We start from the raw sequence: 12,773 nt of genomic DNA on the forward strand, positions 1-12,773 counted from the left end.
AACCGGTCTCCAGCGCCTGGAGACCGCGCAGCGGGCGTGGACCACCAGACGAGCGATTCGAGGACGGCAATGCAAGCACCACCGCAAGGGCAACGCCGCTGATGCTGCCCGCAATGATCGCCACCGACGTCGACGGCACGCTGCTCGACGAGCACGAACGGGTGACACCGCGTACCGCCGCGGCCGTGCGTGCCGCCGTTGCCGCCGGCACCCGTTTCGTCCTGGCGACCGGCCGGCCGCCGCGCTGGGTGCCCCCGGTCGTGGAGCAACTCGGCTTCGCACCGATGTCGGTCTGCGCCAACGGTGCGGTGGTCTATGACCCGGAGACCGACCGCATCATCTCGTCCCGCACCCTGTCGGTGCAGCAGTTGATCACACTGGCCGAGATCGCGGCCCGGGTGATCCCAGGGGCCGGCCTGGCGGTGGAGCGGGTCGGCCGCAGTGCCCACGATGCGGCGACCCCGCAGTTCGTCAGCTCACCCGGCTACGAACATGCCTGGCTCAACCCGGACAACACCGAGGTGTCGCTGGAGGATCTGTTGAGCGCGCCCGCGGTCAAGCTGTTGATCCGCAAGGCCGGCGCGCGCAGCGGAGACATGGCCGCCGCACTGGCCCTGCACGTCGGTGTCGAGGGGGACCTGACCTACTCGACCAACAACGGGCTCATCGAGGTGCTGCCGCGCGGACTGAGCAAGGCGACCGGGATCGCCGAGATCGCCGGCCCGCTGGGCATCGAGGCCGCCGATATCGTGGCCTTCGGCGATATGCCCAATGACATTCCCATGCTGCGCTGGGCCGGGCTGGGCGTCGCCATGGGCAACGCCCATCCGGACGCGATGGCGGCCGCCGATGAGGTCACCGCGCCGAACACCGATGACGGTCTGGCCCGCGTGCTCGAACGCTGGTGGCTGTAGCCGGTAATCGGCTCTAGGCCCGATTGTTGATCGGGGTGAACCGCTCCAGCTGCACGGGGGAATGGTCGGGGCGCGGAAGCTGCACCGGCACACCGTCGATGACACGGGTGACCAGACCGGTCTCCCGGTCGAAGTTGAGCGTGCCATGCTGGAAGTTCTGCTTGATCCACAGTGGTTCGGGAATCTCGGCACTCGTCGGCAACCCCAGTGCACCCCGCTCGAATCCCAGTGTGCCCCAAGCCTCATAGATCGCCCCGGTGACAGGTTGGGCGCCGGTCTCCGGTGTCCAGTACATGGCGCCGCGGTCGAAGGTGACATACCGGGTGTTCCCGAAACCGTAGCCCTCCGGTGAGGTCGGCATGCCCAGCGGTCCGGCCTCGCTGCGCAGCGCCTGCCACTTGGTGAAGATGGCTCCACCGCGCAACGTGTCGACCAGATCCTGCGGTCCCGGTGGCTGATTGAACCGGGCGGCGATATCGCGCAACAGACCCATCTGCGCGTAGGCGGCGTCCCCCGGGCAGTCGGTGTTGCCGACATCGCGGTGGGTGAAGATATTGGGCAGGGTGGGCGTCGCACCGCGCGGGAACAGGGTGAAGCTGCCGCCCGCCGAGGTCAGTGCCACGCTGCCGTGCGGGTCGACGCGGTCCAGACCGAGTCGCCAGCCGAGCAGCCTTCCGGTGGTGCGTAATTGGATCGGTGTCGGCGGCTCGGTGTTGAAATCGCCGAGCATGGCCACACCCCAGGTGTCGGAGTTGAAGCCGCCGGTGTGCGCGCCCTGCACGGCTCTGCTCATGCCACCGGCACGGCCCTCGAAGACCTGTCCGTACTTGTCGACCATGGCGTTATAGGCGATATCGCACCAGCCCAGGGTCCGGGCGTGGTACTCGTAGATGGACCGGACGATGCCCGCCGAGTCCTGCGGGGTGTAGTCGTTGCTGCCCGCGGTGTGATGCAGGACCGCCGCCCGGATCCCTCGGTCGTAGATGGGGGCTCCGCACTTCATCGATTCGTTGGCGCCCCACTGGGCGCGGGTGATGACCTGTGGTGCCTGGCCGGGGACGGTCGCCGCGGTGGGCGGCGGGAATTGCACGTCGACCGGCGCCTCGGGCGGGCTGATGAGGACCGCATTGACGTTCTGCGGCAACGGATGTTCGACGTTGGCGGGGATATAACCCAGCCCGGGGCCCGCCGCGGGGGCTGCGGCCGGTGGTCGCGCGGTGTGGGTCACCGAGATCTGCACGGTGTTGGTGCGCCCGACGAAGACCGGTTCGGTGCCGTGGGTGTCGGGCCGGTCCGGTCCCACGCCCTCCAGCGATTCGGCGTCGTACCAGGGGCCCCAGCTGCCATCTGTGCGCTGGGCGCGGATCCGGGCCGTCGTCCCGTCGAGGCTGTCGGCGGTCAGCGCCACCATCGAGAACGGGGTGTCCTGATGGATCTCCCGGATCGTCTCGCCGCCGGCGAGTTCGGCGAGCGGCTGCTGGGTGATCGCGGTCTCGGCGGGCGGGCTGTCATCGGGGAGACCGCTGATCGCCCACGGCAGGATCGCGACCGTGCCCAGCACTGCAGACAGCAGAACGGAGGGTGCAGGGCGACGACGTGGCACGAGCTGATGTTACGTATGTGCTCAGTGTTACCAGTGTTGCGACACGGGCGTGTGGTGCCAAAGTTTTACCCGGTGCGTCGGGCGGCAAACCTGTAACGGCACCGCAGAGCCGACGCTGGCTTCTGCGGTGCCGTTCGGTAACAGGATTGGTGGGTCAGGCACCGGCTCCCGAAGCCGCCGCCGCGGCGACACCGGTGGCGGCCTCGGCCGCACCGAGGCCGGCCTGAGCGGCGCCGGCAGCGGCCGGAGCGGCTGCGGCGGCGGGCGCCGCGGCGGGTGCCGCACTCTTGACCGCCGACATGATGGCGGGCATCACCATGCCCTTGAGCAGATCGATCGCCTGGCCGGCGCCGAGTTGCTCGGCGGCACTGTTGATGGTGCCCAGCAGGCCGCCACCGCCGGTGGAGGCCGGCATGGCCAGCGACGGGTCCGCGCCCAGGATCGGGTAGGTGCCCGCCATCGGATCCAGGCCGATGGGTGCGGCGATGGGAATCTCACCGGGGAAGCCGGTGCCCAGCCCCGGATCCGTCAGGCCCGGGGTCAGGCCGGCCAGTCCGGGATCGGTCAGGGAACCGGGTGACAGCGAGGCCGGCGACAACGACGGACCCGCCGCGCCCACCGGCGGGATGCTCAGGCCGGGGGTGGTCAGTTCAGGGGTGCTCAGTCCGGGGTGGTGAGCTCCGGCGTCGTCAGGCCCGGGGTGGTGAGCCCGGGTGCCGTCAGGCCGGGGGTGGTGAGTTCGGGGCTCGTCAGGCCCGGCGCGGTCAATCCGGGCGAGGTCAGGCCGGGCGAGGTCAGGCCGGGCGAGGTCAGACCGGGCGAGGTCAGACCGGTTGCGCCCAGCCCGGGAGTGACGAGCGTCGGGCTGGCGGCCGGCGATCCGGTCAGCAGACCGGTCGGCATCGGCGGCATGTTGACGCCGAACTGTGACAGGCCCTGGGACAGTGCGTTGATCAATTCGCCGGGCAGATCGGTGATCATGGCGGCGTGGACGAATTCGCGATGCTGAGGTTCGTTGGCCTCGGACATCTCGGAAACGGCGGCAATGGCGACTGGACTTGCGACGGCCAGGGCGGCGACTGCGCTCATGGCTGTCGAGAGCTTGCGTCGACGTCGGTTCGGCACGGAAGTCTCCTCAATACATGGACTACGTGTTTTCGGGTTGTGCTGCGGACTTTTCGCATCGGTGACTGCGGTTCTCGTGCCCGGGTTCCCGCCTTCCACCAACGTGATTGATGGTACTGCTGTGACTCGTGTGTCTAGAGTGACGATGCGGAATCGTGAGCTAATTGCGACCTGCCGCAAATCGTGCCGACAGGCCACACGAGGCCGGGCACATCACACGTTTCGAGACGGCAGGCCCCGGTCGGATACCCTTGCTGCCGATGTCCGCTGAATCTCATCGCGCAGATCTGCTTGTCGTCGGCTCCGGATTCTTCGGCCTGACGATCGCCGAGCGCGTGGCCAATGAACTGGGCAAGCGAGTGCTCGTCGTCGAACGGCGCTCCCATATAGGAGGTAACGCCTACTCCGAGCCCGACCCGGAGACCGGTATCGAGGTGCACCGGTACGGCGCGCACCTGTTCCACACCTCCAATCAGCGGGTGTGGGACTACGTCCGGCGGTTCACCGACTTCACCGGCTACCAGCACCGGGTGTTCGCCCTGCACAAGGGCCAGGCGTATCAGTTCCCGATGGGGCTGGGCCTGGTGTCGCAGTTCTTCGGGCGGTACTTCAGCCCGGACGAGGCCAGGGCGCTGATCGCCGAGCAGGCCAGCGAGATCGACACCGCCGAAGCACGCAACCTCGAAGAAAAGGCCATCTCGCTGATCGGGCGCCCGCTGTACGAGGCCTTCGTCAAGCACTACACCGCCAAGCAGTGGCAGACCGACCCGACGGACCTGCCCGCGGCCGTCATCAGCCGGCTGCCGGTCCGGTACACGTTCGACAACCGGTACTTCAACGACACCTATGAGGGTCTGCCGGTCGACGGGTACACCCGGTGGCTGCAGAACATGGCAGATCACGAGAACATCGAGGTCCGCCTCGACACCGACTGGTTCGCGGTGCGCGACGAACTCCGCGCGGCCAACCCGGATGCGCCGGTGATCTACACCGGGCCGGTGGACCGCTACTTCGACTATGTCGACGGTCGGCTCGGCTGGCGGACGCTGGACTTCGAGACCGAGGTCGTGGCGACCGGAGATTTCCAGGGCACCCCGGTGATGAACTACAACGACCCGGACGTGCCGTTCACCCGCATCCACGAGTTCCGGCACTTCCACCCGGAGCGCGACTATCCCACCGACAAGACGGTCATCATGCGGGAGTACTCCCGCTTCGCCGAGGCCGATGACGAGCCCTACTACCCGATCAACACCGATGCCGACCGGGCGCTGCTGGCCGGGTACCGGAACCGGGCCAAGGCCGAGACCGCGGCCGCGGGCGTGCTCTTCGGCGGCCGGCTGGGCACCTACCAGTACCTCGACATGCACATGGCCATCGCCAGTGCGCTCAACATGTACGACAACATCCTGGCGCCGCACCTGCGCGACGGTGCGGCCCTGACTGTCCAAGACGAAGGCAACTCATGAGCGACATCCCGTCCGGAGCACTCGACTCGACGGAGTCCAAAGCGGTGAGCCTGCTGTCGCGGGTGATCCTGCCGCGGCCCGGCGAGCCACTCGACGTGCGCAAGCTCTACATCGAGGAATCCGACACCAACGCGCGACGGGCGCACGCCCCGACCCGCACGACGCTCGAGATCGGCGCCGAGTCCGAGGTGTCTTTCGCCACCTACTTCAACGCCTTCCCCGCCAGCTACTGGCGGCGCTGGTCGATCCTGGAATCGGTGGTGCTGAGGGTCGAGCTCACCGGCACCGCGCGGGTGGACCTGTACCGGTCCAAGGCGACCGGTGCGCGGATCACCGTCGGCGGCACCGAGGCGGCGGGCACCGAGGACGGTGCTCCCGGCGTGGTGGAGTTCGAGGTCGACCTCGCCCCGTTCGAGGATGGCGGCTGGATCTGGTTCGACATCACCACCGACACGAAGGTGACGGTGCACAGTGCCGGCTGGTACGCGCCGCAGACGGCCCCGGGCCGGGCCGATGTCGCCGTCGGGATCCCGACCTTCAACCGGCCCGCCGATGCCGTCAACGCCCTCGCCGCGCTGACGTCGGATCCCCTGGTGGACGCGGTCGTCACCAAGGTGATCGTCTCCGATCAGGGCACCAGCAAGGCCAAGGACCACCCGGGTTTCGACGATGCCGCCGCCGCGCTCGGTGACCGGCTGACCATCCACAACCAGCCCAACCTCGGCGGCTCCGGTGGTTACAGCCGGGTGATGTACGAGGCGCTCAAACACACTGACTGCGAACAGATCCTGTTCATGGACGACGACATCCGGGTCGAGCCGGATTCGATCCTGCGGGCGCTGGCATTTAGCCGTTTCGCCAAGAAGCCGACCCTCGTCGGCGGCCAGATGCTCAACCTGCAGGAGCCCTCGCACCTGCATGTGATGGGCGAGATGGTCGACGCCGAGAACTTCATGTGGACCGGGGCGGTGAACACCGAGTACGACCACAACTTCGCCAAGTACCCGCTGAACGACGAAGAGCACGAGCGCAGCCGACTGCTGCACCGCCGCATCGACGTCGACTACAACGGCTGGTGGATGTGCATGATCCCGCGCCGGGTCGCCGAGGAACTCGGCCAGCCGCTGCCGCTGTTCATCAAGTGGGACGACTCGGAGTACGGACTGCGTGCCGGCGAGCACGGCTACCCGACCGTGACGCTGCCCGGAGCGGCGATCTGGCACATGGCCTGGAGTGACAAGGATGACGCCATCGACTGGCAGGCCTACTTCCACCTGCGCAACCGGCTGGTCGTCGCCGCGCTGCACTGGGACGGCAAGATCAGCGGCCTGATCACCAGCCACCTCAAGGCAACGCTCAAACACCTTTTGTGCCTCGAATATTCGACCGTCGCCATCCAGAACAAGGCGATGGACGACTTCCTGGCCGGACCGGACCACATCTTCTCCATCCTGGAGTCCGCGCTGCCCGAGGTGCGCAAGATGCGGGCCCAATTCCCGGATGCGGTGGTGCTGGAGAGCGCGGCCGCGCTGCCCGCGCCCTCGGACAAGCGCTGGCGCAAGAAGGTCAACATCCCCACCAACCCGTTGTCGATCTCGGTGCGGCTGACTCGTGGTGTTTTGCATCAGCTTTCGGTGCACAACCCGGAGCATCATGTGCGCCCGCAGATCAACGTCGCCACCCAGGACGCTCGCTGGTTCTCGCTGTGCAACGTCGACGGCGTCACCGTCACCACGGCCGACGGCCGCGGTGTCGTCTACCGCCAGCGCGACCGCGCCAAGATGTTCGAACTCCTTCGTGAGTCGCTGACCCGTCAGGTGCAACTGGGTCGTAAGTTCAACAGGATGCGCAAGGTGTACCGCAACGCGCTGCCGCAACTGACCAGCACCGAGAGCTGGGAAGCCGTGCTGGAGCCGGCAGGCTCGGTGCCGCCGGCGCTGGAAAAGGCCTGACGTGGCCGAGGATCTGGCGCCCGAGGAAACGGCGCTGGTGGTGGTGCAGGCTGCGCTGGCGGGCCGGCCGGGTGTGCTGGCGACGGCGCGCACGCTGTCGCATTTCGGAGAGCACAGCGCGGGCTGGGTCGGTGTCTCGGTGCTCGGGGCGGTCGTGGCACCCCGGCAGCGCAGGCAGTGGCTGGCCGTGGGCGCCGGCGCCTTCCTCGCCCACGCGGCCGCCGTCGTGATCAAGCGGGTCGTCAAACGGCAGCGCCCGCACCATCCCGCCATCGCGGTGAACGTGGGGACACCCAGCAAGCTGAGCTTCCCGTCGGCGCATGCGACCTCGACCACCGCGGCGGCAATCCTGCTGGCGCGGGTCACCGGAACGCGCCTGCCGTGGCTGCTGATCCCGGTGATGGCGCTGTCGAGGCTGGTGCTCGGCGTGCATTACCCGACCGACGTGCTGACCGGAGTCGCGGTCGGTGCGGTCGTCGCCCGGAGCGTCGCTGCGGTGAACGACGCGGCTGTGAAGGAGACTGAGCTGTGAGCGAAGAGCCCCTCCCGACCGCCGGCCCGCCGAAGAACCTGGCCGCCGGCATCGTCAAGGCGCTGCGACCGCGCCAGTGGGTGAAGAACGTCCTGGTCTTCGCCGCCCCGGTGGCCGCCCTCGGGGACGATCGCTATGTCTACGACCTGCGCGAAGTCCTGGTCAACGTCCTGATCGCGTTCGCGGTGTTCAGCCTCGCCGCGTCCTCGGTCTACCTGGTCAACGACGCGCGTGACGTCGAGGCCGATCGCGCACACCCCACCAAACGGTTCCGACCGATCGCCGCCGGGGTCGTGCCGGAGTCCCTGGCCTACACCCTGGCCGTGGTGCTCGGCGTCGCATCGCTGGCGATCTCCTGGTTGGTGTCACCGAACCTGGCCGCGGTGATCGGTATCTACATCGCCATCCAGCTGGCCTATTGCTTCGGCCTCAAGCACCAGCCGGTCATCGACATCTGCATCGTGTCCTCGGGCTTCCTGATCCGGGCGATCGCCGGTGGCGTCGCCGCCGGTGTGCCGCTGTCGCAGTGGTTCCTGCTGACCATGGCCTTCGGCTCGCTGTTCATGGCCGCCGGCAAGAGGTACGCCGAGCTGCAGCTCGCCGAACGCACCGGCGCCAAGATCCGTAAATCCCTGGAGAGTTACACCAGCTCCTACCTGCGATTCGTGTGGACGCTGTCGGCGACCGCGCTGGTGCTCTGCTACGGCCTGTGGGCCTTCGAGCGCGATGGCAGCGAGGGTTCTTGGTTCGCACTGTCGATGATCCCGTTCACCGTGGCGATCCTGCGGTACGCGGTGGACGTCGACGGCGGGCATGCCGGCGAGCCCGAGGAGATCGCGCTGGGGGACCGCGTGCTGCAGCTGCTCGCGGTGGCGTGGATCGGAACCGTCTGTGCGGCTGCAATCCTCAGTTGATCGCCTGGGCGCCGCCGTGGCGGCGCGCCTGAGCGACTGGCCGGCCTACCGGTACAGCCTGTCGGTTCGGATCAGCCTGTGGCTGTCGGTCCTGGTGGTCGCCGGACTGTTCGGCTGGGGGGCCTGGCAGCGTCGCTGGATGGCCGATGACGGCCTGATCGTGCTGCGCACCGTGCGGAACCTGTTGGCCGGTAACGGTCCGGTGTTCAACGCGGGGGAGCGCGTCGAATCCAATACCTCGACCTTGTGGACCTACCTGATCACCGCCGCCAGTTGGTTGGCAGGACCGCTGCGCCTGGAGTACGTGACGCTGGCCCTGACGCTCGGGCTGAGCGTGGCCGGCGTCGTGTTCGTCATGCTCGGCACCGCGCGGCTGTATGCGCCGGGGCTGCAGGGCCGCCGCGCCCTGCTGCTCCCGGCCGGCGCGCTGATCTACATCGCCATTCCGCCGGCCCGGGATTTCGCCTCCTCCGGGCTCGAAAACGGTTTGGTGCTGGCCTATGTCGGCCTGCTGTGGTGGCTGATGGTGTGCTGGTCGCAGGCGCCCCACACCGGGCGTGGGCGGGCCGGACGGTATCTGACCGCGGCGCTGGCCTTCGTGGCGGGGCTGAGCGTGCTGGTGCGCCCCGAACTGGCGTTGGTCGGCGGGCTGGCGCTGGTGATGATGGTGCTCGCCGCGGACAGCTGGCGGCGGCGTCTGCTGGTCGTGGCCGCCGGCGGCGCGCTTCCGGTGGCCTATCAGATCTTCCGGATGGGCTACTACGGGCTGCTGGTGCCCCAGACGGCGATCGCCAAGGACGCCTCGGGTGCCAAGTGGTCGCAGGGGTTCACCTATCTGAGCAATTTCAACGCGCCCTATCTGCTGTGGATTCCGGCCGTGATGATGGTGATCCTGGCCGTACTGCTGGCGGTCTCACGGAGCCGGCCGAATACCCCGGAACGAAAGCGGAACTGGCGCCGCGCAGTTCAGAGTCCTACCGCTGCTGTGGTTTTCATCGTGCTCAGCGGAGCGATCCAGGCCGTCTACTGGGTGCGCCAGGGCGGTGACTTCATGCACGGCCGGGTCCTGCTGACCGCGCTGTTCCTGATGCTGGCGCCGGTGGCGGTGGTGCCGATCGCGATCCCCGACGCCGCGAAGTTCAGCGCTCGCACCGGCTACCTGCTGGCGGGCGCGACCAGTCTGCTGTGGGTGTCGCTCGCGGGATGGTCGCTGTGGGCCGCGAATTCGCCGGGGATGGGTGCCGATGCCACCCGGGTCACCTACACCGGCATCGTGGATGAGCGGCGCTTCTATGCACAGGCCACCGGCCACGCGCATCCACTGACCGCCGCCGACTATCTGGACTATCCCCGAATGCGCGCCGTACTCGTCGCATTGCGTAACACCCCGGACGGGGCACTGCTGCTGCCGTCGGGCAACTATGACGCCTGGGATGTGGTTCCGGCGATCCCGCCACCTCCGGACAACCCGCGTCCATCTGGCGAAAATGGTCCGCACACAGTCTTTTTCACCAATATGGGCATGCTCGGTATGAATGTCGGCCTCGATGTCCGGGTCATCGACCAGATCGGGCTGACCAATCCGCTGGCCGCGCACACCGCACGTCTGGAGGACGCGCGCATCGGCCACGACAAGAACCTGTTCCCGGACTGGGCGGTGGCCGAGGGGCCGTTCCTCAAGGAGCGGCCGTTCATCCCGCCGTATCTGGACGAGGATTGGATCATCCAGGCCGAGGCCGCGCTGAAATGCCCTGACACCGAGGCGAAACTGAACGCGGTGCGCGCCCCGTTGGGTCCGCGCCGCTTCCTGTCCAACGTCGCGCACGCACTGGGTTTCGGCCAGTACCGCATCGATCGCGTTCCCATCTATGAGCTGCGCCGATGCGGGCTGGAGATACCGCCGCCGAAGATCCCCGAGTACACCGGGCTGCCCGCCACCGGACCGTGAGCAAGGTCACTGCGGTTTTGCAGCACCGGTAACGGCGCGGTTATGTTGTGGCGATACACAAGCGTGGCCACAGATGCCCGCCGCGGAACTCCGCGTGGCAAAGCGCTACATCGCGTTGCCTATGAGATGGACGGATAGACAACACATGCGTAAAAGATTCGGAGTGGGCGCTCGTCGACTTCTTCAGCTGACGATGGCGGCGGTCGCGGCCGCAGCAACCATCGTCGTGGTGCCCGCGCCGGCCGCCGGCGCCTTCTCCCGCGAGGGTCTGCCCGTCGAGTACCTCGATGTGTTCTCCGCGGCGATGAACCGCAACATCCGGGTGCAGTTCCAGCCCGGCGGCCCGAAAGCCGTCTACCTCCTCGACGGACTGCGCGCCCAGGACGACTACAGCGGCTGGGATATCAACACCGCCGCCTTCGAATGGTTCTACGAATCCGGCGTTTCGGTCGTGATGCCGGTCGGCGGGCAGTCCAGCTTCTACAGTGACTGGTACTCACCGTCGAGCTTCAACAACCAGGCCTACACCTACAAGTGGGAGACCTTCCTGTCCAACGAGTTACCGCAGTGGCTGGCCACCAATAAGCAGATCTCACCCACCGGAAACGGCGTGGTCGGGCTGTCGATGGCAGGTGGGGCGGCGCTCATCCTGGCTGCCTACCATCCGGCCCAATTCACTTATGCCGCAGCGCTGTCGGGATTCCTGAATCCCTCCACGCCGTTCATGAAACAGGCCATCCGGGTCGCCATGCTCGACGCCGGCGGATACAACGTCGACAACATGTGGGGACCGCCATGGGACCCGGCCTGGAAGCGCAATGACCCCGTCGAGCAGGTCGGCAAGCTGGTGGCGGCTGGCACTCGACTGTGGATCTACTGTGCGCCAGGGGGTTCCACACCGCTGGACGAGAACGCCGATCCCGGTCAGAAGTTCAACGCCGACAGCCTGGAAGGTCTGGCGATCGGCAGCAACAAGAAGTTCCAGGATCGCTACACCGCCGCTGGTGGACGCAACGCGACGTTCAACTTCCCGGCCGCCGGCAACCATTCGTGGGCGTACTGGGGAGCCCAATTACAAGCTCTGAAGCCAGATCTGATCGCCACTCTCAATCGCTGAGAACGGTTTTCGCCGGAGAGAGAAGTCCCACCGGGTTGTGGTTGACTACACGGGCAGTGCGGCCAGTTGTGGTCCGAAAACGATGGGATTGACATACGGATGAGTTTCGTTCAGAAGTGGCGCGGCGTTGCACGCCGAGTGGTTGTCGCGACCGCAGCGGTCGCGGTGCTGCCCGGTCTGGTGAGCGCCGTCGGCGGCTCGGCGACGGCGGGGGCCTTCTCCCGGCCCGGTCTGCCGGTCGAATACCTGGACGTTCCGTCGGCGGGAATGGGCCGCGACATCCGCATCCAGTTCCAGAGCGGTGGCGAGGGTTCGCCTGCTCTTTACCTGCTGGACGGTCTGCGGGCCCAGGATGACTTCAACGGCTGGGACATCAACACCGCCGCCTTCGAGTGGTACCACGACTCGGGCCTGTCGGTGATGATGCCCGTCGGCGGCCAGTCCAGCTTCTACTCCGACTGGTACAAGCCGGCCAAGGGCAAGAGCGGCACCTACACCTACAAGTGGGAGACGTTCCTCACCCAGGAGCTGCCGGCCTGGCTGCAGGCCAACCGGGGCGTCAAACCGACCGGCAGCGCCGCGGTCGGTCTGTCGATGGCCGGCTCGGCCGCCTTCACACTGGCCGTCCACCACCCGCAGCAGTTCCCGTACGCGGCCTCGCTGTCGGGCTTCCTGAACCTGTCCGAGGGCTGGTGGCCGATGCTGGTCGGGCTGTCGATGGGTGACGCGGGTGGCTTCAAGTCCGAGGACATGTGGGGCCCGTCGAGCGATCCGGCCTGGAAGCGCAACGATCCCTACGTCAACATCAACACGCTGATCGCCAACAACACCCGCATCTGGGTCTACTGCGGTGACGGCACCCCGTCGGATCTGGACGCGGGCGCCAGCGCGGGCAACCTGTTCAACGCGAAGTTCCTGGAGAGCTTCACGCTGCGCACCAACAAGACCTTCCGCGACACCTACCTCGCCAACGGCGGCACCAACGGCGTGTTCAACTTCCCGGAGAACGGGACCCACAGCTGGGGCTACTGGGGGTCGCAGTTGCAGGCCATGAAGCCCGACATCCAGCGCGTGCTGGGTGCGACACCGACCGTGACGCAGTAGCGGCGCGACGACGACCGACGACAGGCGGCGGTGATCCCTCGGGGTCACCGCCGTCAGTCGTTTCCGGCGCGTGTCACTGCGGTGATGTGATTCAC

Annotated in this window: 9 protein-coding genes and 1 pseudogene; 8 read left to right on the top strand and 2 right to left on the bottom strand. The window is 67.4% G+C overall.

Annotation, left to right across the window (positions count from 1 at the left end):
• Positions 1–101: 101 nt before the first annotated feature.
• Positions 102–914: an HAD family hydrolase gene (locus tag EXE63_RS16585; protein WP_168142841.1), complete on the top strand. Its 813-nt coding sequence runs from the start codon at positions 102–104 to the stop codon at positions 912–914.
• A gap of 13 nt (positions 915–927) precedes the next feature.
• Here EXE63_RS16585 and EXE63_RS16590 read toward each other — a convergent pair whose 3' ends face one another.
• Together EXE63_RS16590 and EXE63_RS16595 are read right to left on the bottom strand one after the other, a co-directional pair.
• A complete protein-coding gene (locus tag EXE63_RS16590) occupies positions 928–2,517 on the bottom strand; it encodes an N-acetylmuramoyl-L-alanine amidase (RefSeq protein WP_168142842.1) in 1,590 nt (529 codons plus the stop codon).
• 154 nt (positions 2,518–2,671) lie between these two features.
• Positions 2,672–3,642, bottom strand: a pseudogene (locus EXE63_RS16595) (hypothetical protein).
• A 260-nt stretch (positions 3,643–3,902) separates the two neighbouring features.
• Here EXE63_RS16595 and glf point away from each other — a divergent pair.
• The 7 genes from glf (at position 3,903) to EXE63_RS16630 (ending at position 12,678) form a co-directional block, all read left to right on the top strand.
• Positions 3,903–5,111 (top strand): UDP-galactopyranose mutase, encoded by a 1,209-nt coding sequence (gene glf, locus EXE63_RS16600; RefSeq protein WP_168142843.1) that lies wholly within the window; start codon positions 3,903–3,905, stop codon positions 5,109–5,111.
• Positions 5,108–7,063, top strand: coding sequence for a glycosyltransferase (locus tag EXE63_RS16605; RefSeq protein ID WP_168142844.1), 1,956 nt, complete (start codon positions 5,108–5,110; stop codon positions 7,061–7,063). Before glf ends, EXE63_RS16605 begins: the two co-directional genes overlap by 4 nt.
• 1 nt (position 7,064) lies before the next feature.
• The gene (locus tag EXE63_RS16610; RefSeq protein ID WP_168142845.1) at positions 7,065–7,595 is read left to right on the top strand and encodes a phosphatase PAP2 family protein; all 531 of its coding nucleotides are present in this window, start codon (positions 7,065–7,067) and stop codon (positions 7,593–7,595) included.
• Positions 7,592–8,509 carry a decaprenyl-phosphate phosphoribosyltransferase gene (locus tag EXE63_RS16615; RefSeq protein ID WP_168142846.1) on the top strand — a complete coding sequence of 306 codons (918 nt, stop codon included), beginning with the start codon at positions 7,592–7,594 and terminating at the stop codon, positions 8,507–8,509. The genes EXE63_RS16610 and EXE63_RS16615 overlap by 4 nt, the downstream gene beginning before the upstream one ends.
• A complete protein-coding gene (gene aftB, locus EXE63_RS16620) occupies positions 8,409–10,457 on the top strand; it encodes a terminal beta-(1->2)-arabinofuranosyltransferase (RefSeq protein ID WP_234904532.1) in 2,049 nt (682 codons plus the stop codon). The genes EXE63_RS16615 and aftB overlap by 101 nt, the downstream gene beginning before the upstream one ends.
• Positions 10,458–10,602: 145 nt before the next feature.
• Positions 10,603–11,574, top strand: a complete 972-nt coding sequence (locus EXE63_RS16625; RefSeq protein ID WP_168142847.1) for an esterase family protein — start codon at positions 10,603–10,605, stop codon at positions 11,572–11,574.
• A 99-nt stretch (positions 11,575–11,673) separates the two neighbouring features.
• Positions 11,674–12,678, top strand: coding sequence for an esterase family protein (locus tag EXE63_RS16630; protein ID WP_168142848.1), 1,005 nt, complete (start codon positions 11,674–11,676; stop codon positions 12,676–12,678).
• The last annotated feature ends 95 nt before the right edge of the window (positions 12,679–12,773 follow it).

Source organism: Mycolicibacterium frederiksbergense, from assembly GCF_012223425.1.
In the GTDB taxonomy this organism is placed as follows: domain Bacteria; phylum Actinomycetota; class Actinomycetes; order Mycobacteriales; family Mycobacteriaceae; genus Mycobacterium; species Mycobacterium frederiksbergense.

Bases quoted from the DNA above. Each gene is read 5' to 3' on its own strand.
- EXE63_RS16630 (WP_168142848.1), top strand. From the start codon at position 11,674: ATGAGTTTCGTTCAGAAGTGGCGCGGCGTTGCACGCCGAGTGGTTGTC.
- EXE63_RS16625 (WP_168142847.1), top strand. From the start codon at position 10,603: ATGCGTAAAAGATTCGGAGTGGGCGCTCGTCGACTTCTTCAGCTGACG.
- EXE63_RS16585 (WP_168142841.1), top strand. From the start codon at position 102: ATGCTGCCCGCAATGATCGCCACCGACGTCGACGGCACGCTGCTCGAC.
- glf (WP_168142843.1), top strand. From the start codon at position 3,903: ATGTCCGCTGAATCTCATCGCGCAGATCTGCTTGTCGTCGGCTCCGGA.
- EXE63_RS16605 (WP_168142844.1), top strand. From the start codon at position 5,108: ATGAGCGACATCCCGTCCGGAGCACTCGACTCGACGGAGTCCAAAGCG.
- aftB (WP_234904532.1), top strand. From the start codon at position 8,409: ATGCCGGCGAGCCCGAGGAGATCGCGCTGGGGGACCGCGTGCTGCAGC.